The sequence below is a fragment of the Pseudomonas gingeri genome, from assembly GCF_013386165.1.
Classification (GTDB): Bacteria; Pseudomonadota; Gammaproteobacteria; order Pseudomonadales; family Pseudomonadaceae; genus Aquipseudomonas; species Aquipseudomonas gingeri_C.
Genome location: NZ_JACAOS010000024.1, coordinates 48,788 through 73,493 on the forward strand (window position 1 = coordinate 48,788; position 24,706 = coordinate 73,493).

The 24,706-nt window shown below is 56.6% G+C and carries 17 protein-coding genes; 15 read left to right on the forward strand and 2 right to left on the reverse strand.

Annotated features, from left to right (window positions below):
• Positions 1–12,948, reverse strand: a complete 12,948-nt coding sequence (locus HX866_RS30465; protein ID WP_177141023.1) for a hemagglutinin repeat-containing protein — start codon at positions 12,946–12,948, stop codon at positions 1–3.
• A gap of 411 nt (positions 12,949–13,359) precedes the next feature.
• Between HX866_RS30465 and HX866_RS34950 the strand changes: the two genes are divergently transcribed.
• The 15 genes from HX866_RS34950 (at position 13,360) to HX866_RS30540 (ending at position 24,513) form a co-directional block, all read left to right on the forward strand.
• On the forward strand, positions 13,360–13,671 hold the full coding sequence (locus HX866_RS34950; RefSeq protein ID WP_371319303.1) for a hypothetical protein: 312 nt from the start codon (positions 13,360–13,362) through the stop codon (positions 13,669–13,671).
• A gap of 105 nt (positions 13,672–13,776) precedes the next feature.
• Positions 13,777–14,637: a ParA family protein gene (locus HX866_RS30475; RefSeq protein WP_177141024.1), complete on the forward strand. Its 861-nt coding sequence runs from the start codon at positions 13,777–13,779 to the stop codon at positions 14,635–14,637.
• A 1-nt stretch (position 14,638) separates the two neighbouring features.
• Entirely contained in the window at positions 14,639–15,382 is a 744-nt protein-coding gene (locus HX866_RS30480; RefSeq protein WP_177141025.1) for a hypothetical protein, read from the forward strand.
• A gap of 151 nt (positions 15,383–15,533) precedes the next feature.
• Positions 15,534–16,232, forward strand: coding sequence for a DUF2786 domain-containing protein (locus HX866_RS30485; RefSeq protein ID WP_177141036.1), 699 nt, complete (start codon positions 15,534–15,536; stop codon positions 16,230–16,232).
• Complete coding sequence (locus HX866_RS30490; RefSeq protein WP_177141026.1) at positions 16,229–16,963, forward strand: HNH endonuclease signature motif containing protein; 735 nt, start codon at positions 16,229–16,231, stop codon at positions 16,961–16,963. Before HX866_RS30485 ends, HX866_RS30490 begins: the two co-directional genes overlap by 4 nt.
• On the forward strand, positions 16,947–17,165 hold the full coding sequence (locus tag HX866_RS30495) for a hypothetical protein (protein WP_177141027.1): 219 nt from the start codon (positions 16,947–16,949) through the stop codon (positions 17,163–17,165). The genes HX866_RS30490 and HX866_RS30495 overlap by 17 nt, the downstream gene beginning before the upstream one ends.
• On the forward strand, positions 17,162–18,511 hold the full coding sequence (dnaB, locus tag HX866_RS30500) for a replicative DNA helicase (protein ID WP_177141028.1): 1,350 nt from the start codon (positions 17,162–17,164) through the stop codon (positions 18,509–18,511). The genes HX866_RS30495 and dnaB overlap by 4 nt, the downstream gene beginning before the upstream one ends.
• Positions 18,508–18,699 carry a hypothetical protein gene (locus tag HX866_RS30505; protein WP_177141029.1) on the forward strand — a complete coding sequence of 64 codons (192 nt, stop codon included), beginning with the start codon at positions 18,508–18,510 and terminating at the stop codon, positions 18,697–18,699. The genes dnaB and HX866_RS30505 overlap by 4 nt, the downstream gene beginning before the upstream one ends.
• On the forward strand, positions 18,689–19,234 hold the full coding sequence (locus HX866_RS30510) for a hypothetical protein (RefSeq protein WP_177141030.1): 546 nt from the start codon (positions 18,689–18,691) through the stop codon (positions 19,232–19,234). Before HX866_RS30505 ends, HX866_RS30510 begins: the two co-directional genes overlap by 11 nt.
• Positions 19,227–19,460: a type II toxin-antitoxin system HicA family toxin gene (locus HX866_RS30515; protein WP_177099998.1), complete on the forward strand. Its 234-nt coding sequence runs from the start codon at positions 19,227–19,229 to the stop codon at positions 19,458–19,460. The genes HX866_RS30510 and HX866_RS30515 overlap by 8 nt, the downstream gene beginning before the upstream one ends.
• Positions 19,460–20,461 carry a nucleoid-associated protein YejK gene (gene yejK, locus HX866_RS30520; protein ID WP_177141031.1) on the forward strand — a complete coding sequence of 334 codons (1,002 nt, stop codon included), beginning with the start codon at positions 19,460–19,462 and terminating at the stop codon, positions 20,459–20,461. The genes HX866_RS30515 and yejK overlap by 1 nt, the downstream gene beginning before the upstream one ends.
• 30 nt (positions 20,462–20,491) lie before the next feature.
• Positions 20,492–20,725, forward strand: a complete 234-nt coding sequence (locus HX866_RS30525) for an Arc family DNA-binding protein (RefSeq protein WP_177099992.1) — start codon at positions 20,492–20,494, stop codon at positions 20,723–20,725.
• Positions 20,722–22,470, forward strand: a complete 1,749-nt coding sequence (locus HX866_RS30530) for a ParB family protein (RefSeq protein ID WP_177141032.1) — start codon at positions 20,722–20,724, stop codon at positions 22,468–22,470. The genes HX866_RS30525 and HX866_RS30530 overlap by 4 nt, the downstream gene beginning before the upstream one ends.
• 25 nt (positions 22,471–22,495) lie before the next feature.
• Positions 22,496–23,203, forward strand: a complete 708-nt coding sequence (locus HX866_RS30535) for a DUF2857 domain-containing protein (protein ID WP_177141033.1) — start codon at positions 22,496–22,498, stop codon at positions 23,201–23,203.
• Positions 23,200–24,513, forward strand: a complete 1,314-nt coding sequence (locus HX866_RS30540) for an STY4528 family pathogenicity island replication protein (RefSeq protein ID WP_177141034.1) — start codon at positions 23,200–23,202, stop codon at positions 24,511–24,513. The genes HX866_RS30535 and HX866_RS30540 overlap by 4 nt, the downstream gene beginning before the upstream one ends.
• Before the next feature lie 2 nt (positions 24,514–24,515).
• Here the strand turns inward: HX866_RS30540 and HX866_RS34100 are convergent.
• The coding region (locus HX866_RS34100) for a hypothetical protein (protein WP_218179815.1) at positions 24,516–24,706 on the reverse strand (191 nt) is incomplete at its 5' end.

Genomic DNA, 24,706 nt, shown 5'->3' on the forward strand with positions numbered 1-24,706 from the left:
TCACCACTTCACATAATCAGAGAATTGAGATTCAAACCTCTTCAGCTCATCTTGAGACGCTCGTGCCCACTCCCCTTTCTGAATCCTACTATTTGTATTCGCATTAGGGTTCAAAAACGAGGTTACCACCTCTCCGTTCGATTCTAGAACATGAATACGACCATTTCCCCCTTTGATGACCCAACGCCCATCGTCCTGAACTAGAATATCTGATGGGCGTGCTGTTTGAATATCATTTACTACAGAACCAACTGGGCGTCCCTCAGTACTCCTAATTTTAGCATGCTCTCCGTACGTAATTTTACTGCCATCACTGTTGTACACATTGCCAGGTGAAGGAAGATCAGACACCGGAGTCGTATAGACAGAGCCCTTAGGGTCAACAATCTGACTACCACCAGTATTCGTGGAAGTGGATGGCTGGCCATCAACTCCAAAACCACCGCTTGTAGGATTTTGGCCTTGAAGATCTATAATCGGATTGACCAGCTTTTGATTTTCATCGTTAAGCAACTGCCCAGGAAAATGTGTTCCAATTAGAAGTTCCCAAATCCCAATAGATATCCTGGCCTGCTCTACCGCCGAGCGGCCACCTTTAGCCGCTGCACTTGCAACAGCATTTGCCGCCGCTCTCATTCGCTCCATATTCTCAGGCGTTGAAGCAGCAGCAAGGGCCGCACCTAAAGCCGAAACCGCTCCCAGAGCAAGTGGCGCCAACGGACCGAAATACAAAATATCTAATTTTTCTTGTCTATTTAGATCAGCGAGAAGCTGTATTGCCTGTAACGCCCCCTTAAGATCCGCGCCAGACATTTCGGTCAGTCTGGATACAAGAGCCTCAGTATTTTTATCATAATCCACATTTGCTGCAGCCAGCAAAGTTCTAAGCACCTCAGCTCTTTTGACGGGATCACTGCTCATCAGCTTTTGACGTTCATCCCTCGCTTTCATATAGAAAACGGCATCTTCCATACCATTACCGTCGACCATTCCTCCTGGCAACATTGCTGTAACCATAAGCAAATCGATCAGGCTAATAGCAGCGTTTTCACTATTTTCACCATACAAAGCAACATTTTTTTTCCATTGTTCGAACGCAGACTTGGGCGCCAGTGCCGCATCTACAGATGAACTCGTCACATAAAGATCAGTTCTACTTTCCTTATCTTTGGTGACCTCATACGACTTATCTACATCGCGATTCAGCCCGACAGTAGAGCTAATTTCCGTGCCCGCATCATTACGGACAACAATGTCACCAGTACCGACCGTCGCACGTACAACCTGCTCACGCTCCTTGTCGTACTGCCAGCCATTGACACTCCAGCCCGTCTCGCCTTGCTTACCTTTACCCACCTGGCTGCTGTCTTGCGCATTACCGCCGCCCTTGCTGTAGCTACCGCCGACATTAAGATAGTAACCGTGCTCCTTGTCTTCACCGGCAATATCACTGAACCCTAGCGTGCCGGTATCCAACTTGAGATTGCCGTTGTCGGCAGCAACCAGTGCACCATCCAGTTGCGTGTGATTTTCAGTGCGAATATCAACCTTGTCTTTGCCGGTGATGCTGGTCTGCTGTCCGACCCAATTGGTCTTGCCTGTCGTCTCGCCATACCCTACCGACCCACTAACACCCGCTCCTGGGCCGATGGTCGCGGTAACACTGATGTCGAATTCCCGGCCTTTGACCTTACCGGTATCGACCACAGAAGAAACATTGAGATCACCGCCTACACGCCCCACAACCTCATCACCACGCAATGTGGCACCGGCGACATTAGTGTCCCGCCCACTGGCAAAGCCCAGGCGCTCACCGGCATAGAGATAAGCCTCTTGCTGGCGCTTGCCTTCACGATCAAGGTCCCCCTTGCCCGTGTTGACACTGGCGTAGACACCGACACCTTCGGACCCGAAGACGAGGCCGACCTCTCCACCGCCATTGTGGCGATTGCTCTCGCTGCTGTTCTCGTTCTGAGCAGAGCGAATATTCAGATCGTTGCCAGCATTGAGTGTGATATCCCGACCGGCCTTGGCCTGGGTACCGATCAGATTCAGATCATGGCTGGCATCCAGGTTGACATCTCGTCCCGCTGCCACTTGAGTCGAGGTGGAAGAACCCTGAACACCGTCCTCAGTGGCAACCCCGTTGCTACCACCGATGCCGATCTTGAAGCCACCGCTGGTCCCGCCATGAATACCGCCCCAACTTTCATGCTGGGTGCTTTCCTGGCTGACGCTGCCCTTGGCCACATCCAGGGTGACATCCCGACCTTTGACATTGATGTCGCGCCCGGCCTGCAACTGGCCACCCTTCACCGTAATGTCGTTACCGGCCTGGAGCTTCAGGTCGTTACCGGCATCAAGCGTCGAAGAGCGGTTGCTCTGCTCGATGACCACCTGGCTGCTGCTCTGCTTGCTGTTACCGAGTTTGGTGTCAGCGGTTGGCCCGGCCAGGAACTGGCTGACGGCATCAACCCCCTTCAGGGTGCTGGAACCCTTGCTAGTGGCATCCTCTCCTTTACCTGCACCGTTGACAGCGTTCTTGGTATTGCCAAAGTTGTGGCTGAGGGTGACGCCCAGGCCATTACGCTCGGACTCGCGCTGCTGCTCGGTCAACTGTGTCTCGCGGGCCGCATCGATGTTGATATTGCGTCCAGCTGTCAGATCGATGTCATTGGATGCCTTGAGGTCGGAGCCGATCTGGTTGATATCGCGCTTGGCGGTTATCGCCAGGTCCTGCCCGGCGCTGATCTGGCTCGCCGCAGCCGTCTGTTGCTCAAGACGATTTTTCTCTTTGGTCCGATCAACACCGGCAAAGAGACTTACACCGTTATCGTCGCTAGAAACGCCAATCCCGACCTGCTTGCTCTTTTTCCAGTCCTGCTCGGCGCTACTGTTCTGCGCAGATACGACGTTCACATCGCGACCGGCATCCAGGCTCACATTGCGACCAGCCTTGATACCGCTGCCACTCAGATTGATATCGCGCTCGGCCTGCAACGTAGCATCGCGGTCAGCCGTTACCTGGCTACCGACGCTGGTGCTGCTTTGAGCCTCACGGCCCGCCTCCTTGGCCGAGGAAATGGAAATAAAGCCGCCCGACACCGAGAGACCGGCCTTCTTCTTGTACTCCTCAGTGCGGCTATAGGCGGTGTCATTGGCTGAAACCAGGTTGATATCACCGGCCTTGTTGACCAAGCCCGCTCTCAATTCAACATCGTTGCCCGCCGCCATCTGGCTGGCACGCAAGCGCACGTCGTTACCCGACGCGACCACCACGTCGTTACCTGCGTCCAGCTCGCTGCCGATCTGCGTGGCGCTGGTCTTTAGCTGACTCTTTCCGCTTTTGGTAAGCCCCAGGAAACCGGAACTGGTCTTTTTGCTGTAGGAGCCATGCTCTTCAACACCGGAAAGCACTGCCACATCATTGGTCGCCGCCAGCACCAGGTCATTACCGGCCTTGAGCTGACTACCGATAACGCTGACGTCCCGTCCGCCGTTGATGCTGACGCTGCCATCGGCAGCCTTATTGGCATTGACGGTGAGGTCATGTCCGGCATCGATGACAGAAGCCACGTTCCTACTGTCGTAGCTCTCTACTTGCTTACTACTGCTTTGGCCAAAAGACCCGCTGCTCTTCTTGTAATAGTAATAAGAGCTTTCATCCTTGGCTGAAGCGATGGTCATGTCCTGGGCTGCATCCAGGGCAATATCACCACCCGCTTTTATACGACTGGCTACAACGTCGAGATCTTTACCCGAATCGACAGAAATCTTCCCGCCCGCTTTCAGTTCACTGGATTGCTGGCTGACGCTGCGCGTTTCCAGTGTGCTTCTACCCCGTGAAACGAATTGGCTTTCGTTCGCAGCAGACTCAATGCGGATATCACCATCAGAGGCGAGAGCCATATCTCGCTTGCTTTCAATACGGCTGGCGATTGCACTGATATCACGTCCGGCACTCACCGATAGATCCCGTCCAGCCGTCACCACCGCCTCATGCTGAGTGATCTGCTGATTCAGGTAGTGATCGCCTTGAGCGTTCATCGTACGCTCTACTAGCGCGTTGACGTTCACGTCTCGACCGGCACTAAGCTTCATGTCCGAGCCGCTGCTGAGCACAGATGCACTGTTGGAGATATCTCGACCGGCGCTGATGCTCAGGTCGTTAGAGGCTTCAATGCGCGCAGAGCTGCCCAGGACGTCGCGGTGCCGGCTATCTTGCGCAAAACTTGAATCGAAGTGGCTGATATCACGCTGGTTGAGCACATCTGCACGCGTTGCAGTAAGACTCACATCGCGCCCGGCAATAATGCCGCCTGAGTTATTGACGATGCTGTTGCCCGCCAACAGATCCAAGCGATTGCCCGATTCGATCAGGCCGCTGTTGACCAGATCATTGTCCGCAGAGGCCTTGAGGTTGTTACTGGCACGCAAGGTCCCACTGTTCTCCAGGTTCTCCCCGGCAATCAGAGTAATGTCCGAGCCCTGAATCAACGCGCCATTCGGCGCCAAGCGGTTGGTAGCCTGGGCCAGGTAAAGCACAGGCACCAGCACCTCCTCGCCATTTACAACCTGCTTCTCCATCCACACGATGTCGTGAGTCAGAGCCGCAACCTGTTGTGAGGTCAGGGTGACGCCCATCGACAAGCCCAACTGCTGTTTACTACTGATGGCATTGTCCATCAGGTACTTGAACAAATTCTCGTCCGAGGTCTGACCATCAATAAAGCGTTGCCCGGTGCGGGCCACCACCGCCTGCTGAATCAGTTTCTGCTCATAAAAACCGTCACCCAGGCGTTTGGCGCTTTCATCAGGTTTGTAGCCCAATCCAGCCAACAGATAGTCCGAACTCATAAACTGCTTAAGGTCGGTCAGTACGGGGTTGGTTTCGATCAGATATTTCTGCGGGTTGGATTTGACCAACAGATCAGGCAGTCCTTGAACGCGGACCAAAGACTGACCACTAGAGGGTTGGCTGCCGACGGTATTACCAGGCAACTGAATGGCACCGCCACCAATATCAGCAGGCACGTTGACGTTGATAGTGCTGGCGCCCACGTCACTGCCAGTGGCCTGGCGTGCGGTCTGAGTCAATTGCCGATCACTGGCGATAGCCCGGGAGATATCATTTATCTCAGGATTACGCGCCTGAACATCCACTTGGCTCTGTTGGTGCTGGGCCGTGCCAACGATAGCGCCACGCATACTCCAGCCTTGTGAGCCGATATTGGCCTGAGCCGCCTGCTGCTGCGTACCACCCTGTCCGCTCAAGCGGAACAGACCGTTTTGACCGGAAGGTAAAGTAAAATTCGGCAGAAGCGTAGGATTGACCTGTCGCTGGGCCAAATCCGGTGGCAACTGTGCATTCATGTGGACTTCGGTAGTAGAGAGGTTTGGCTTCACCTCAGTATCTTGCTTACTCCGACTTTGAGCAGAAAATGCAGTCAAGCTTTTCAGATCACCATTTTGAATGGAGTTCTTTGCATTAATCTCTACTAGCTGCCCAGCCTGAATGACAGAGGCTACCGAGCTACTTGTTTGATATTGTTTAACATCACTCATCAAACTATAAGATGCAATGAGAGAAGGTAATGCAACATCAGGGCCGACGCCAAACTGAGAATTCCACCACCGCGTTAAAGTTTGAAAACGCCGTTCCATAACAGTAGGAGCGCCCCCACCGCCACCATCACTATCGGCGGTGACGCCAGTATACTGATGCTGATACCTTGAATTTCTGTCCGCATAGGCAAACATCGCACCGTCGCCATTTGGAGAAATGCCGTTATTTATATAGGCCAAGTGGTAAAACAAGTCGTTTGTTGCATCATCCTTTCCATACGACCCTGCCATATAAACCCTAGAACGGGTAAAAGCTCCAGAGCTGACAGATTGATTTTCAAAAGAATCGGCGTTCATCCTCAGATTTTTACCAACCGCAACACTCGATGCAAAATTCGTAAAACGCCCTACATCACCGGTTAGATTTCCAGCTACTGATACAGTTGCTGCCTGCCCCTCGAAAGTAGACTCAGATACGTAGCTCTCATCAACATAGTAACGCAAGGTATAGCAGTCACCATCAGCACACTCAACGGTGATATCACCTGACAGGAGTTTTTCCTTACCGACAGTAGCCTTTCGCGTATTCTCAAATACTGCTGAAGCAAGCGAAAAATCGCCATCTACCTGTATCGACGAAGAAAAATTTATGACCTTATTGGCCTTACCACCTTGAACGCCGGAAACGCTCAGACTCCCCAAACTGTAAAGGGCCGCATTCTGATTGGTGAAATCATTGACCTTTATATCCATATCCGCGCCACTAAAGATCAGCCCTTGATCATTCAGCAGTGTTGGCGTATTCAGCGAAAGTTTTTGTGAACTACCCAAAGTCCCATAGTTACTGATACCGCCCGCATTGACAGTCATCCCAGCTGCAGAGGTCAACCGGCCGTAGTTATTCAACTGCCCACCGACATTGATCGTGGTGTCTCCACCCCCGGCGATACTTCCGTTAGCGCCCAGATTCACCGAGGCGGCTGTCAGCCCAAGGGTGCCCAGACTGCTCAAGCGACCATTGCCACCGTAGCTGCCACTCAGGTTCAGATTCGCCGTGCCATCACTGGCAATCAACCCATCGTTGTTCCAGTTGCCACCGTTGCCGGTCAGGCTGGTGGACGCCAGCAACTGCCCGCCCGCCGTCTGGTTCAGGGTGTTGACGTTCACCGTCAAGCGCCCGGCCTGGATCACGCTGCTGTTGGTCCAGTTATCCGCCGTCAGCGTCAGCCCGCCACGGGTCACCAAGCTGCCGCCCGCGTTCAAGATATTCGCGGTGGCAATATCAAACGTGCCGTTACCCACATGCAGCAAGCTACCGCCCAGGTTCTGGAAGCCCCCGGCATTCACAGTCAAATCGCTGTTGGCGGTTTCCATCTTGCCGTTACGGTTGTCGAACAGCCCACCGATCTGGAAGTCGGTCTTGCCGCTGGTTCCCAGCGCTCGCAGTTGCCCGGTCTGGTTATCCAGGCTGGCCGCACGCACGCTCAAGGTGCTGTCGCTTTCAATAATCCCCAGGCGGTTGTTCAGTGCGCCGTTGAGGCTGAGGTCGATCTGTTGACCGGCGATCTGCCCATCGTTGTCGCCACTGTTGTCAAAGTTGTTGCCGCTGACCTTGACCAGCCCCTTTGCATACAGGCCGCCGTTGCGGTTATCGAAATCGGCGGTGGTGATCACTGCATCGCCGGTTTGCGCCGCGATACGACCGCCGTAGTTGTCGATGCCGCCCAGCGCAATGAGGTTCAGGCGCTGCGCCTGGGTGATACCGCCCTGACGGTTGTTGTTCAGGTCGTAGCCGTTTTTCAGCACACCGACGATGCGTGCTTCGAGGGCGCCCTTGATACTCGCCAAAGTACCGCCACGGTTATCGAGGTTGGCGGCGGTGACAGTCAGATCACCGTTCTGGGCAGTGAGTTTGCCGCTCTGGTTGTCGATATCGCCTGCTATGGCGAGGTTCAATGCCCCCTGGCTTTGCACCACGCCCTTGCCGTTAGCAAGGCTGGCCGCAGTAAGATTCACGTCGCTGTTCTGGCTGTAGATCAGGCCGTCAGTGCTGTTTTGCACCGCACCGCTGGCGGTCAAGGTCAGTACGTCATTGGCCGCCACGGTGCCACGATTGCGGTTATCCAGGCCACCGGTCAGCACGCTCAACAGCCCCTGGCTGACCAACTGCCCGCCCTGGTTGTTGATCTGGCTGCTGCGGCTGATCACCAACGGGCCACCGCTGGAGAGTTTGCCGTTGGTGTTGGTCAGGGCACCGAGCAAGTCGAGATTGACCGCGCCATTGCCGCTCAAGGTGCCGCCACTGTTATCCAGGGTGGTACCGGTAAAATTCAGCCCCTGTTGTGCGTTGATCGTGCCGCTGTTGCTCAAGGCCATGGCGTTCAGCGTCAGAGCTGCGCCACTGTCGATGGAGCCGCCTTGGGTGTTGCTCAGCAGACCGTTGACGGTCAGTTGCTGCCCAGCGCCGCTGGAAAGAAAACCGGCACTGTTGTCCAGGCTGCCCGCATTGACCGTGAGGACCTTTTGGCTGGCGAGTGCGCCACCCTGACTGTTGAGCAAGGCATCCGTCACGCTCACGTCGAGGTTACCGCTACGGCTCGACAAGGTACCGTTGCGGTTGTCCAGGCTGCCACCGGTCACCACCAGGCCCTGCCAACCGGAGATCAAACCGCTCTGGTTGACCAACGTTTCGCCACTCACCCCCAGCTGGTTGTTGCTGATCAGCTTGCCGCCGCTGTTGTCCAACGCGCGGGTGTTGAGGACAAAGGTCTGGATGCTGGAGACTTCACCGCTGCGGTTGTTCAGGTCACGCAGGCGGTTGAGGGTCAACGGACCGTTGGCACTGAGCAGGCCGTTACGGTTGTCGAAATCGCCATCAGCCAGGTCGATGTTGATGGCCTGATTACCCAGCAGGCGTCCGCCGTTCTGGGTCAGCGCGCCGAGATTGAGGTCGATATCGCCCTTGGCCGAGACTTCGCCGCCAGTGCTGGAGTCCAGGCTCATGGCGTTAATCGTCAAGCCACTCTGGCTGTTGATCAGGCCATTGCCGCTGTTGTTCAGGGCCATGGCGCCGAGGGTGATGCCGCTGACGCCAAGCAACAGGCCGCCCTGGTTGTTCAGGTTGCCGCTGGCGATGGTCAGTGCCTGGGCTGCGTTGATCAGGCCTTGATTCTGGTTGGTCAGTTGGCCGGTAGCGCTCAGGCTCAAGTCGCCACGGCTGGTAAGGATCCCGCCACTGTTGTCCACACTGGCCGCCTGCACATACAGAGCAGCCGCCGCAATCTGGCCCTTGAGGTTGGTCAGGGCCTGGTTCATCCGCAGGGTCAGCGCCTGGTTGCTCAGCAGTTTGCCGTTGCTGTTGTCGAGGTTGTCGGCGATCACGCTGAAGGCCTGGGCACTGGAGATCTCACCGCCCTGGTTGTTCACGTCACCGAGGTTGTCCAGTACCAGCGAAGGCGCGTTGATCAGACCATTCTGGTTATTCAACTGGCCGCGATTCATCGACAGGTTGAGCGAGGTGTTGCTGAAGAGTTTGCCGCCCTGTTGATCCAAGCCAAAGACGCTGACGTTCAGGGCCTTTTCACTGCCGATACGGCCGCCGTTCTGGTTGGTGACTTGCTTGGCCGCCAGGCTCAGGCCGTCGGCGCTGGTCAGGCTGCCGGTGCTGTTATCAAACGCCCCGGTCCCGATAGCCAGCATCCCCTTGCCGCTGATCACGCCTTGTTGCGTGTTGTCGAGGCTGGTGCTGGTCAGGTTGATCGTGCTGTCGCTGACCAGGTGGCCAGCCTGGTTACCCAGTGAGCCGCTGGCGTTGACGCTCAAGGGGCCGGCACTGGACAGGTTGCCGCCACTGTTGCTCAGGTTGGCGCCAGCGACCTCCAGCTGGCCTTCGCTGCTGACCAGGCCTTGAGTGTTGTTGAGGTCGCCGCTCAGGGTGAGTCGGGCGTCCTGCCGGCTGATCAGTTGCCCGGCGCTGTTGTCCAGTGTCTGGCCATCCAGCGTGACACCTGTATTGCCTTTGAGCAGACCGAGATTGCGGTTGAGTACCTGGGTGACCGTAAGGCCCAACGTCGTCTCGGCGAGAACCTTGCCGCTGTCGCTGTTGTTCAGGCCGCTGCCGATCAGGCTGATATCAGCCGCACTGGAGAGCTCACCACCGCGGTTGTCGATATCACCGACATTGAGTTTCAGCGCTTTTGTCGCCCCTACCAAACCGCCCAGGCGGTTATCGAGAGAGGAACCGGTCAGGTTCAAAGCTCCGGTCGCGATCAGCTGGCCGTTCTGGTTGTTCAAGGTGGAGATATTGGCAGTGACATCCGCCTTGCCCAAGACCGCACCGTTGCTGTTGTCGAGGCTGTTGGCGGTCAGCAGGAGCGCGCCATCGCCGATCAGAGTGCCGTTCTGGTTAATAAAGACGTTGGTGATACCGAGATCAACGGCGCCCCGGCTGCTGATCCATCCGTGGCTGTTGTCCAGGCTGTCGCTGCGGCTATAAAGAGAGGCGGCGGAAAGGGTCCCGTTGAAGTTGTTCAACGCCTGATTGATGTTCAGGGTCAGGCCCTGATTGCTCAGCAATTTACCGCCGCTGTTGTCCAGGCTCTGGGCAGTAAGGGTGAAGGCTTGGGCGCTGGAGATTTCGCCGTTCTGGTTGGCGACGCCGTTGAGGTTCTTGAGTACCAAGATTGGGCCGTTGATCAGGCCTTTCTGGTTGTTCAACTGGCCGTTGTTCAGGTCCAGGTCGAGACGGGTTTTGCTGAACAGCTCGCCGCCTTGTTGATCCAGGCCGGTGACGCTAGCGGTCAGGGCCTTGTCGCTGGCGATGCGGCCACTCTGGTTGCTGACCTGGGTTGCGTTCAGGTCCAGGTTGTCGTTGCTGGTGAGGCGACCACCCTGGCGGTTGTCCAGAGTGCCGGTGGTGAGGCGGGTCGCGCCGGTGCCGTTGATCAGACCTTGCTGGCTGTTGTCGAGACTGGCGCTGCTGATGACCAACCCCGAATCGGTGAGGATCGAACCGCCCTGGTTGAGCAAGGCTCCCAGGCTGGTGATCGAAAGCGCTCCCGCACTACCGAGCTTGCCGCCGGTGTTGTCCAGACTGGCGGCATTGAGGGTCAAGCCCCCTTCGCTGCTGAGCAGGCCGGTGTTATTGAGCAATGCAGCGTCGAGACGAATATCCAGGCCCTTGAGGCCGGATACATTGCCGCCGGTGTTGTCCAGGCTACTGCCGGTCAGGCGTGTAGTGCCCTTGGCGAACAGGCGGCCTTCATTCTGATTGATCAACTGCGCCACGGTGAGGCCAAGGTCAGTCTCGGTCAGCAGTTTGCCGCCGTCGCTGTTATCCAGCCGTTGGCCGCTGACCGTGACGCTGCTGTCGGTGCTGGACACTTCACCGGCACGGTTGTCGATGCGGTCGATATTCAGGGTCAGGGCCCGGGTGCTCGCGACAGTGCCGCCATTGCGGTTGTCGAGGTCCTTGGCGGTCAGCAGCAAGCTGCCTTGGGCGACCAGTGCCCCGCCCTGCTGGTTGAGGGTGTCGACCGTGGCAGACAGGTTGTCCTGGCTGGCGATACGGCCCTTGGTATTTTCGATCACCAGAGCCTTGAGAGTCAGAGGACCGACCGCGCTGATCAGGCCCCCGCCGTTGTCCAGCCGAGTACCGTCGTAATCAACGGCAGCCTTGCCGATCAGGTTGCCCTTGTCGCGGTTATCCAGTTGCGCGACTTGCAGTTTCAGGTCTTTGTCGGCCTGGATCAGTCCACCGCGGTTATCCGCCGAGGCGCTGCGCAAGGTCAGTTGATCCTTGCCCACCACACTGCCGCCCCGGTTATCGAGACTACCGGCGCCGAGATCGATGCCGGAGGTTGCACGCAGCTTGCCTTGTTCGCGGTTGTCGAAGGCACCGCTGAGGGTGGCCGTCAGACTACCGTCCGCCGCCAGCACGGTTCCCGCCGCACGGTTATCGAGACTGGCCGCCGTCAGGTTCAGCGCCTTGCCGGAGCCAAGCATGCCGGCGTGGTTATCCAGGGCGCCACTCAGGTCGATACTCAAACCCAGGTCACCGGTGAGCTGGCCTTGGGTGTTGTCCAGGGTCGCCGCCGTAACGCGGGTTTGTCGCTGCCCACTCAGCGTACCGCCCTGGTTGTTCAGGGCCTGTGCCGCCGTGACGATGAGGTCACGACTGGCAATTACGCTCTTGCCGGTGTTGGTGACGTTCTGCGCGGTGATGCTGACATCGGCGAGCGCATTGCGGGTTTTGTCAGCGTTGATCCCGGCCTCGACGATCCCGTTGTTGGTCAGTTGGCCGCCGCTGGTAAGGGCGATGTGATCCTTGGCCGCCAGGTTGTTCTGGCTGGTCAGATCGCCCTGGGTTTTGACATCCAGGGTCGTGCCTGCGTAGACCGGGCCTTGCGCTTCAAGGCTGGCAGCTTTGACATCGATAGCCCCGCTCGCCCCGGTCTCGACCATGCTCAAATGACCATTGGCATCGAGCTGGATATCACCGCCACTGGCGACCATCTTGCCGTCGAGCTTTACCCCGACACCGGCTTCGGTTCCCACCAGCTTGATCGCGCCGGCATACATACCGCCCAGTACCGAGGAGTCGATCGCCAGTTGCGGCGCATCCGCCGGATTGGCGGCACGTGCCGTGGCCTTGAGGGTCTTGGCATCGATATCGTTGGCACCGGCAATGATCGCCAGCTTCTTTGCGTTGATCTCGGCATTGAGTTTGGCCGAGCGAGTGATGATTTCGAACTGATCAATGTTGCTGGCATTCAGGCCAGCACCGTCGATGGACACACTGCCCCGGTCGACCTGATAACCCGTGACCTGACCGTTGGTAATGACGGCCTTGCCGGTGGTCAAGGTCGCCTGCGGCGTGTTGATAAAACCGCAACCGTTGCAACTGATGCCGTAGGGGTTGGCGACGATCACATGGGCCGACTGCCCCGCCACTTCGGTGTAACCACGCAACTGGCTTGGGCTGGCGCCGGTCACCTCGTTGAGAATGACATTGGCAGCCGTGCCATTGAGGTTCTGGTTACCGAGAATGATCCCGCCCAACTGGGTCGACTGGGTACGCGCGGTGGCGTTGTTGAGGATGACCCCATTGGCCCCGACGTTGTAATCGCTGAATTGGTTGTGCGACAGACCCTGGGCATTCGGCGCGGCGATATTGACGATAGGGACGCCATTGCCCGCTTGGCCGAGCGTGGTGCCCGGCGCACTGACCACAATCCCGTCCGCCTGGGCCAGCAACGGCTGCCAGAACATTGCGTTCGCCAGGATGAACGCCAACCCGCGTTTGGGCAGTCCCCAAAAGTGTTCACGGTTTTTCAGGGCCGCAGAAGGCTGACCCGCGAGGAAGGCGAACTGACGAACGTCCATGTTGTGTCTCGGTGCACGAAGGCGAAAAAAGGTTGAAGGAAGCAATGCATCCGGAAACGGATCTGCGGCTCGCCCTCGGCGAAGGGGACCGGTCGTTCCAGGCTGTGGGCAATAGGCTTCGAGGAGGCGATCGGGGTGATCGCGGGTCAGGTCGGCGCATCGGTCAGGAGGCAAGTGGCGCAAGTGGTACTCACCACAAAAAAGCGCACAACCTCATCCCGAAGTCGCATAGAGACACGTTCGATCCCTCGAAACAGAACTAATATCAAAATAGTGGCGCGATGGTAGATAGACGTATCAATGGCGTAAACAAATGTTGCGATTTATTTCATTCAGGATACATATCCTCTGAAAATCTCGGATGTCCGTTACATCCGAGATTTCCAAAGCAAACACTTCAGGTTCCTGAGCATGGACATGCAGCTGGAGTGCATTGTCGAGGGCGTGGAAACCCGCCATGAGCTGGAGGCCCTGCTGTGCCTGGGCTGCTCGTTGGTGCGGGTATTTCTATTCGAGGCCCATACCGCAGGCGCAGATAGACACCTGGCTCAACCGCAAGAACATGACGGGCTAACCCCACCCACTCATGACACGCTGCATCGGGATACTTTTGCACAGACGAAAAAAAATCCGGAAATCCTCACTTTCGTGGGCTTTCCGGATTTTCTTCTACAACAAATATGGTGGGTCGTGTGGGATTCGAACCTACGACCAATTGGTTAAAAGACAATTGGACTACAGGTTCGCTGTAGCCCCCGTAAAATAAGGCTCTCCACGATACGAGCATGGCTTCGCAGCCTCTAATGCCCCCCATTAGAGGCTCCAAAAATGAAAATCACATCGGTCGTTTCGACCAAAGGCGGTACCGGCAAGACCACGACGTCTGGCAACCTCGGCGCTTTGTGCGCGGATGCCGGCCTTCGAACCCTCCTCATAGACCTGGACCCTGTCCAGCCGTCCCTTTCGTCGTATTACCAGTTGGTAGAGGAAGCTCAGGGCGGCATCTACGACCTGCTCGCCTTCAACGTGACGGATTTTGATCGGATTATTTCAAGCACCTCAATCCCGAACCTCTCCCTGGTGCTGTCGAACGACTCCAATAACCAACTCATAAATTTGCTGCTCCAGGCACCCGACGGACGGTTGCGCCTCGCAAGCCTGATGCCGGCCTTCAAAGATCATTTCGACCTGGTGTTGATCGACACCCAGGGCGCCCGCTCGGCCATGCTGGAGATGGTCATCCTAGCCTCTGATCTAGCTATATCGCCGCTTCCACCGAACATGCTCGCTGCACGGGAGTTCAGCCGCGGCACTATGCAGATGCTGGATGGGCTGCGTGCTTACGGACGTCTCGGTCTCAACATCCCTCCTGTTCATATCGTGGTCAACAACCTCGACCGGACTAAAGATGCACAGATGATCGAACGATCTGTGCGTGAAATCTTCGAGGGCAACCCTGAAATCAACGTCCTGGAAACCACCATCCCTGCGGCCGTGGTTTTTCGCGAAGCCGCCTCCCGGGGCATGCCTGCCCACCGGTTGGAGTACAAAAAGCCTGCGGATCAAGTTGCTCCTTCGGCACTGACTACCATCCGTAACTTGGCTATCGAGATCTTCCCTGAATGGCGTGATCGCTTCGAAGCCTTGACCGAGGAAAGGGTAGCCAAGCTGGTGAAGGAGGGTCGTTGATATGGCGAAGCCATCCATTACCGACGCCAGCGGCATTACCGCCGATGTCGTTCTGCAGTTAGGCCAGCACTACAGCGCTCAAAGTCTGCGCAGCTTGCAAGCCAAACTCACCGGTAGCGTCCGGGAGATCCGTGGTTTGACTGGAGGGAACACCTTACCCGGGCGGATTGGAGCCAGACTGAGCCTGGATCAAATTGACCTGCTGCGTGATGCCGCCAATCTGATCGAATCCGTGAACTCCAACATAGAGCACGCGAAGGAGAAGCGTAAGCGCGACGAGAACGAAGCCAAACGTCGCCAAGAGGCTCGGAATGCCCAAGCTAAGCGCCTTGTGGCTGAAACATTCCCTCTGCCATACGAATCGCTGGATCAGATACTGGAGATACTGAAGACCGCGTTGAACTTCAATCGCGCCGGCCAGTTCCTGGATTTCTACTCCGCCCTTGAGTACAACCTCAATCTCAGAAACTACCTTTCCCCGACCACAACCCGAAAGCTCATAGGCTGGAACAAACCGCAAGACTACTGGATGAGCATCGCGCGCTCATTGCGCAATGAATTTATGCAGACGGTAGAGCATGAGATCGGCTACGACGATGGCTCCAGTGTTCAGGAGCGACTCGATGCCCTGAAACAGAAAGTCGCGGACCGCCTTTCCCAGGTTTTCCTTTCTGCAGACGAAGAAGAAACCCTCCGCCTTTGGTCGGAAGCGCTCTCCCCCGCTGAAAAGCAGGAGGGTGTCTGATGGAGACTATCTGGAAATGCCGGCGTTGCCGCTGGAAAGGTATTCGTGCTGATCTGACTGATAAGCCGCATCCGAAAGATCACAGCCGATCCGATAAGGTCTGCCCACGTTGCAGCTGCGCAACCTTCACCCAGGAGGAGCAGCCAAAATGATGGACAAGCAGAAAGTCTTGGACAAAGTCGCCAAGTGCTTCGCGCTGGCGAATTCCAAAGGTGCTTCACCGACCGAGGCCGAAACCGCACTGCGTCAGGCCAGGGCGCTGATGAAGCAGTACAACCTCGAATCCTTGGAAGTGGCGGCACATTCCATCAACGAGGCCAGTGTCGTGACAGGAACCAAACGTGCACCGCAGGACTGGGCGCACCGCTTGGCATCTATCTGCGCACAGGCCTTCGACGGCTCATACCTGGCCTACTTCAACGTATTGAAAGGATGGTCTTTCAAATTCTTGGGCAAGGGCATCTCCCCTGAGCTAGCAGCACATGCCTATTCGGCACTTCACCACCAGTTGGTGGCTGCTCGGCAGGAATTTGTTGCCCAGCAAAAACGCTGCCAGCTGAAAACCAAACGCCGTCGCGGCCAACTGTTTGCCGAAGGTTGGTTGAATGCTGTCACCTACAAAATAGTTGAGATCTCCGGTACCACGGATGAAACGACTGACCTGGAGATCAAGGCTTATCTGAAGCTCCACCACCCCACTATGAGCCTCCAGGGTGTTGAATCCCTTGAGGCCAAGGGCTACGACACTGGCTCGCTGAGCGCAGGCTGGGCACAAGGACAGAAGGTCCGTTTGCACCGAGGTGTAGGACAGAGTGCCCCAGATGCACTTCCAGCAGGGGGTGCCAGATGACAGCTGCTATCAAACTTTCACCTTTGGCAAAGGCAGCATTGAAGCGAGCTCACGCCGAAAGGATCAGTAGAAGCCACCCTGCCCCCCGCCGCCGCCAATGGACCCTGGCCGAAGAGAGCGTGCTCAAAGCTCGGTATGCGGACGAACCTACAGAATCCATTGCTGCGGATCTCGGCGCGACGGTGCCGCAGGTCTACAGAAAAGCAAATCAACTGGGTCTGCACAAAAGCGAGAAGTACCTCAAACAGTGCCTTGCCGCCTGCGGCCAGCAATTGAACAACAGCGGCAAAGCCAGCCGATTCCCAACGGGTCATCGTCCTTGGAATCAAGGTCTGAAGGGGCTCTCCGTAAACGGACACTCTGCAGATACGCAGTTCAAGAAAGGTAGCAAGCCAGGGAACTGGCTCCCCATTGGCAGCACCCGCACCACACTCGATGGCTATCTGCAGCGCAAAGTCACCGATACAGGCTATCCACCAGCCGATTGGATATCAGTCCACGTCCTGCTCTGGGAAGAGCACAACGGCCCGGTACCTGCCGGCCATTGCCTCTGTTTCAAGGACGGCAACAAGACCCGCATCGTTCTTGAAAACCTGGAACTCATCACCCGTGCCGAGCGCATGAGGCGTAACACCATCCACCGCTATCCAGATGAGCTGAAATCGGTCATTCGCGCCGTCGGCAAGCTCAAGCGCGCCATTCGTGAGGTCGAGCATGAAAAACAAGATTGAGGATCTGCGGAACCACTTGTTCGTTACAATCGAGTCCTTGCTTGACCCCGATAAGCCGCTGGACATCAATCGAGCCAAGGCTGTCGCTGAGGTCGCCCAGGTGATGGTCAATTCGGCCAAGGTCGAAGTCGATATGGTCAAAGCGCTCGGCGCCCATAACGGTAGCGGCTTCCTGCAAATCGAGCAGGAGGTACGCAAATGAATCACCTCGATCTGTCACCGCCGTATTCGATAGAGGCGGAACAAGGTGTCCTGGGCGGCCTATTGCTGGATAACAACACCTGGGATCTTGTCGCGGATAGGTTGCTGCCCGAAGACTTTTTTCAGCATGGGCACCGGGTGCTGTTCAAAGCGATGGCAACGCTTTCCAGCAAATCCGTTCCGTTCGATGTAGTGACGGTGCATGACGCCCTGGAAACGCCTTCCGAGGTGGGAGGACTGCCCTATCTGGTCGAGTTGGCCAAGAACATCCCGTCAGTCGCCAACATTGAGCACTACGCACACATCGTGCGTAATCGCTCACAGCTTCGACAACTGATGTCCGTAGGCTTTCAATGCTCACGCGAAGCGACTAACCCCCAAGCTGATGCAACCGAGGTTCAGGAGTCGATCGAGCAGCAACTGTTCGCCCTCGGCGAAGGAAAGAACTCATCGGACTTTGTGAACGTAAACCAATGCCTGAACACCGTCGTCGAGCAGATCGACGAGCACTTCAACGGTAACGTCACGGTCACGGGCGTTCCCTCGGGGCTGGATGATCTGGATGAAATGACCTCCGGCTTCCAGGAGGCAGATCTCATCATCGTTGGTGCTCGGCCGTCGATGGGCAAGACGTCCTTGGCATTGAACTTCGTGGACACCGCCCTGCACAAGAAGCCCGACCGGACGGTTCAGGTCTTCAGTTTAGAGATGCCGGCGAAAGCCCTCCTCTATCGACTGATGGCTGTTCTCGGGCACCTCGATCTAGGGAAACTGCTGAAGGGCAAGCTCGATGACGAAGACTGGCCGAAGCTGACCTTCGCTGTCGGGCGAATCAACGACTACGGCGAACGCCTGGTCATCGACGATTCGTCGGGCCTCACGCCGGCGGCGCTTAGAGCAAAATCGCGTCGCGCAGCGCGTCGCTTCGGTCACCCGTCTCTGATCCTGATCGATTACCTGCAGCTTATGCGCTGTCCAGGCCAAGAAAACAGGGCCAACGAGATAGGCGCTATCTCTCAGTCGCTCAAGGCCTTGGCCAAAGAGATGAATTGCCCGGTCATTGCCCTTTCCCAACTCAACCGGGAGCTGGAGCGCCGCCCGAACAAACGCCCTATCAACGCGGATCTGCGTGATGGAGGGGCAATTGAGCAAGACGCCGATGTCATCCTGTTCGTTTACCGCGACGAGGTTTATCACCCGCAAACCGAGTTCAAGGGAATCGCCGAACTGATCATCGGCAAGGCTCGTAATGGCCCTACCGGGACCGTACGAACAGCCTTCATTCCTCACCAAACCCGCTTTGCGAACCTCAGTGCCAGCAGTGGCTGGCAAGGAGCAGGTGTATGACCGTCCTCGATTCGAACTCTGTGACGCACTGGTGCTGTGGCTGCGATACCCACTACCCGCTCCGTCAGGTGCGTCACTGCATCCCGGCACCAACTACTCCTGAAGGTGAGGTCGAGGTCAACATCTGCCCGCAGTGCGGCAGCTACGACGTCGTGGAGCTCAAGGACGAGGTGGCTCATGCACAGTAGCGCATCAGCTTTCCCGTCAATCCCGGCCAACGCCTCGTTTGAAGACTCGGCGGTCGTTCACGCGCATAGAACTGGCATCAACCCAGTGGAGCTGGATGCTCTTGCACAGGCAATCGGTCGTCTTGCCCGAGACCACAGCACGGTGGTGCCGGCAAGCATGAAGGGCGACATGCTGGAGCTCGTGCAACTCGGTTATGTCGAGCTGACCAACACAACCTGCGGAACACTCTCCGTCGACCTGGTTTGCGCCGGCGCGCTGCTGTCCAGTTACTTCTGGTCGGTATGGATCCCGCGTCACTTGCAGCGTTGCGCGCTGCAGATGGCTGTGATGCCCCACCTGGAGCCCAAGGTCGATGTTCAGCATTGCACGGTGATTTTTCGTGTGCCTGGTCCTCGAGAGGCAACACGGCAGTTCCTTCATGACCTCGGGACCCACTTCCCCGGTGACGAAGCCGAGATCATCGTCATACAGGTTGGGAATGCACTCGCCGGTGATACCTCCCGATTACAGACGGGAGAAAACGTCCATGCATAGCTCTTTGCTCACCCGTAAAAAACACCAACAGTTGGTGGAGTTTGCGATTGCCAACGGCTGGACCGTCACCCGCACGCCGGGCGGACATATCAAGTTAACAAAGGTCGGTCGTGGATCGATCTTCACCTCTTCGACGGCCAGCGACTACCGCTCAGGCCTGAACGCAATCGCCCGCGCTCGCCGCGCGGATCGCATGCAGACACAGCATTCGCAGGAGACAATCTGATGCCTATTCGCCACGCCATTGTCCATTTGATCGATAAAAAACCCGACGGCAACCCTGCGGTCCTGCATGCCCGTGACTCCGAGCTGGCCGAGTCCCAGGCCATCGATCACCTGCTCACCGAGCTCAATGAAAGCTACAACGCCAAGCAGGGCAAAGCCTGGGGCTTCTTCCATGCCGAGTCCGGCGCCCATCCACTCAGCGGCTGGCTGAAGGAATACCTGGACGGCGGCAAGGACTTCACTGCGTTCAGCCGGATTGCCGTCGAACATCTGCAAAATCTGATGGAGGAGTCCAACCTCTCGGTGGGCGGCCATGTGCTGTTCGCGCACTACCAGCAAGGCATGACCGACTACCTGGCGATCGCCCTACTGCACCACAGCGAAGGCGTGTCGGTGAACGCCGAGCTAGACGTGACCCCGTCGCGTCATCTGGACCTTAGCCAACTGCAGTTGGCGGCCAGGATCAATATCTCCGAATGGCAGAACAACAAGCAATCGAAGCAGTACATCTCATTCATCAGGGGTAAGAACGGTAAGAAAGCCACGGAGTATTTCGGCGACTTCATCGGCTGCCAGGAAGGCGTCGACGGTCCGGCCGAGACCCGCACCCTCCTCAAAGCTTTCAGCGACTTCGTGGAAAGCGAAGACCTGCCCGAGGACGATGCCCGGGAGAAAACCTGGACCCTGGTGGACTACGCCAGCAGCCAGGCAAAAATGGGCGAGCCCATGGGACTGGAAGAACTCTCCGAGTTGATTGACGAGGATCGTCCACGGGCGTTCTACGACCATATCCAAAACAAGGACTACGGCCTGTCGCCGGAGATCCCAGTTGATAAGCGCACTATCAACCAATTCCGTCGCTTCACCGGTCGAGCCGAAGGTCTGTCCATCAGCTTCGAAGCCCACCTCCTGGGCTCGAAGATCGAATACGACGAAGAGGCTGGGACCCTGTTCATCAAGGGGCTGCCGACTCAGCTCAGAGATCAATTGAAACGCCGTTGAACCCAACTGAATTTGGAATTGGAGAACGCTATGACCGCCCAACAACGTCAACTTGAAGAGAAATTCGTCGTCCGTCTTCCGGATGGGATGCGGAACCGAATTGCACAAAACGCACGAGCCAACGTTCGCTCTATGAACTCCGAGATTATTCATCGCCTGGAGCGTTTCACCGAGCTTGAATCGGCTCTTGAGCGAGCCAACAAAATCATCGACCAGTTGCTGACTGCCCCTACCTCTGCAGCTCAACCTGGACATGAAGCATGAAACCGTCAATCACCTCAATGAAGGAGCAGCTGCTGAAGCCGGGGTTTCAGCAAAATGCTCCTGCAGCTCAACGCATGAGCGACCCCATCGTTGATACCCCAATGCTCCTGACGTTGGATGAGACGCTGCCGTACGACACCAACCCACGCACGACGCGCAACCCGAAATATGACGAGATCAAAGAATCGATCCGGCACCGCGGGCTTGATACACCTCCCCCGGTCACCCGGCGTCCAGGTGAAGAAAAATTCCGCATCCGGAATGGTGGCAACACGCGCCTGGCGATTCTCAATGAGTTGTACCGTGAGACCGGGGACGAAAAGTTCTTCAAGTTCCACTGTCTGTTTCGCCCTTGGGATATCGCTCGTGGGGAGATCATCTCTCTCACCGGGCACTTGGCTGAAAACGATCTGCAGGGTCAGCTCCTGTTCATTGAGCGCGCCATTGGAGTAGACAAAGCGCGAGCTCTCTATGAAGAAGAGGCAGGTGGGTCTATATCTCAGCGTGAACTTGCACGGAAGCTGGCAGCTGACGGTTACCCTGTCTCTCAACCGCATATCAGCCGAATGCAGGACGCTATTCGTTATCTTTTACCTGCAATCCCTGCGGTCCTGTATTCCGGACTCGGAGTAGACCGAGTTGCTAAGCTGCTCGCTTTGCGAAAAAGCACGCAACTCTGCTGGGAGCGAAATTACCAAGAACAGGGACAGCTCCTCGACTTCGACACGATATTTCAAGATGTCCTGTCTCAATTCGAGGGCGATGCTGAAGAGTTTCTGTTCCAGCGCTTTCAGGACGAGCTAATTGATCAACTCAAAAAGCCACTGGATCTCGGTTACGAGAAAATACTGCTGGAAATTACCCAGAACCAAGATCAGCTCCGCCGCTCGACGCCTGTGCTCGAAATGCCTCAGAGCACCTTATATGGCTCAGAATCCGGGCAGGTTGAGCAGCCCCTGACGGGCAGTGAAAACCCTAGCACGCAGGGTACTGTACAAAAACCACCGGTACCTACGCCCCAACAGCCGAAAGCACCAGGGAGCCCCACACAAAAGCAGCCCCCCACCGAGCTACCTCCTCCACCGATGTCAGCAGAGGAGCGGCAAGCCCGTTTGGATGGTCACGTGGCCAGCCCTGTCACGACCTCGGCTCGCGTCCAGCAGGTGAAACAACGACTCGCCGCAATCGACGGTGAAGAACTGCCGGACTTCGAGGCGAACGCACTGGTGGCGATTCCTGTGCAAGCCGGCGGACTGCACCCGATTTCAGACCTCTGGTACATCGAGCGAGAGATAGATACACCGGATCTGCTTCGCGTCCACATCGCACAACTCGCCCGTGAAATTTCCAGTTCGGTCGGGGCCCCTGGAGAAATCATCGAAGTTGAAGGAGGGATTGGATTCAGCTACCGGCATCCAGAGGAAGAGCTTGACGTCACTGCTACAGCCCAACACACCTTGATGCTGCTCCAGTCCTTGAGCGGTTCGATTGCCATCGCTCTGAACATGATCCAACAAAAGCCCGAACTCCAGGTAGATGCACTGGCTGACTTCGAATTCGCGGCAGGCCTTGGCCAGTTGCTGCTGGGACGGCCAGTCACTAAAGACCAGCAACCAAGCGACTCAGGTCGAATGAGTGATGGTGCCTTGGTGAAATTGTTCCGTGTTATCCGCCTAGCCAGAAGATTAATTGACCTGGAGATCCAGTCACTCACTGAAACCACACCACCGACTGACAGCGAGTAGCGGACGATCATGGGAGGGAGTCGAAATGAAGTCACCGATAAATGAAGCCATCCTGTCGCAGATCCTGCACAACATGCGCAATGGCCAACTGAGACGCTGCATCGAAATGGGATTGGAGCCAGAAATACTGGCCCAGCTCCAACAACCATCGGTATTGAGCCTACTGCTCAACACCCCCGTGTCCTGGTGCACCGTCACCATTGATGGGGAAATCCTGAAGAAGCTTCTTACAGGCGCCGAGCGCTCCAATGAAGAGGTACGCATGATTGAGCGTGCCTTGCGTCTGGGGGCAACGACCCAAATGCTGCAACAGTTCTTCGGCCTATCGCCTCAGGACGTTGCCCTGCAACGCATGATCATAGGGGTAACGGCACGCCGAGGCCGGTGGCGAGAATTCAGCGAAGAGATGGACGCCCTGCTCTGGTACAGGTGGACCCACCTAATGAGTGAGCATCAGGTCGTCGAACTGGAGGACAGCGTTCAGTTGCTCGATATCGCCATGCTTGTTGCCGAGGAATTGAACTCACCACAGGGCAGCGACGCAGATGAGAGCTCTGAAAACCTGAGCTTGGCCATCATTTGGAATAGGATCCAGACCTGGATCAAGGAGGGACTCTACCCGCCTGCTCACGGAAACTCCTGGAGCCCGCGCAAGCTCCAACTCGTAGCATCCAATCATCAACGGCAGCAGCAACCTGTAGTGACTTCGGCGGAAGGTGACTCCGAACTATGAAGTCCCGGTTTCCATTGTCGACGATTTTAGACTCGGCTTCGGGCCATCTTGAGGCCCATTTGCTCCAGAAAAAAGAGTCAGCGACTCCCGGGATAGCAGGCTCTGTCCCCTACTCTGGCATCATCTTCAGCGGGAATCCTCACGAGACGGTCCCTCGCCGCCTGCTTCTGGATGACCGACTGACGCCGCTTGAGAGAAACACCTGGCAGGTGTTTCGCCTACTGATCAACGATGACGGCCTAACGGCGTTCCCCACCTATGACCAACTGAGGCCATACCTGGGAATGCAACCCGGGAAACCGGCATCACGTGAAACCATCTCCAAGGCACTGGTGACTCTTCGCCTGACTCGCTGGCTCAGCCTGGGCCGACGCGTTCGTAATGACCTCAGCGGACAGGTCCAAGGCAACGTCTACTTACTTCATGACGAACCTGTGACGCCGGCGGAGGCTGTGGAGTTCGACAAGGATTACCTGCAACTGCTCAATCATTCCATGAAGCACCCGACCAAGGTGATACGTGAAGTCGCGGAAATCGCCTGGAACGAATTTTCTGCCGATCCCGACGTCGGTCAGCGCTTACCGAGTCGTCTGGACATTATCGAAGGTCGTCTGAACAGCCAGTCATGGATCAAAGAGCAGACGAACGCAGCCCTAAGAGAGCCTGAGTTCGGCATCCGAACTCAGCAAGACCCCCCTCAGTTGTCACTGAGTTCGGCATCCGAACTCAGTGACAACTCTAGGCTGAATGGTGCTCCGAACCCGAGTTCGGAATCCGAACTCAGCCGGAAAACACTGAGTTCACACTCAGTTCGGCATCCGAACTCATATAGTACGTATACAGATACAAACAACGTTGTTTGTAAAAGCTCTGTACATGTACAGCCCGATGCCAGAGGAGCCGAGGCTGATTTGCTTCAAGCCCTGCATCGCCTGTCACCTGATCAAAAGCATCGAGCCTTGGAGGCCATGCAGAAGGTTCCACCCGAGTTGAAACCCGCAGTCATCCGGCATTGGGGACACCGCTGTGACTCAGGAACGGTTCACAACCCCTTGGCTTACTTGCTGTCACTTGTCGGCATGGCCGTCCGCGGTGACTTCAACAGCAGCTGGAACCCTGATGACAAAGCAAGCCCCGCCTCTCCTGATCCGACTACTGGCCCACGATCTGAAAATCCCTCCAAGCAGATATTTGACCAACCGGCCAAGGAAGTAGCACCCCCACGTAGCCCTGAATCGATACAGACCGCGAATCAAACGCTCAGCGAGATGCTACATCTGCTGAAACCTCGCCAGAGCAAACATCCATGACTTCAGCCAGAAGCCAGAGGCAACCAGATGTTGTGGCCCGCAACACTCAGCCAGGATCCAGCATCGATGCCGGCAGTGAACTGAGTGATGCGGCCCGCATCACTCGACCAGGATCCAGCATCGGCGCCGGCAGCGAACGGGGTGATGCGGCCCGCATCACCCAACCAGGATCCGACATCGGTGCAGGCAGCGA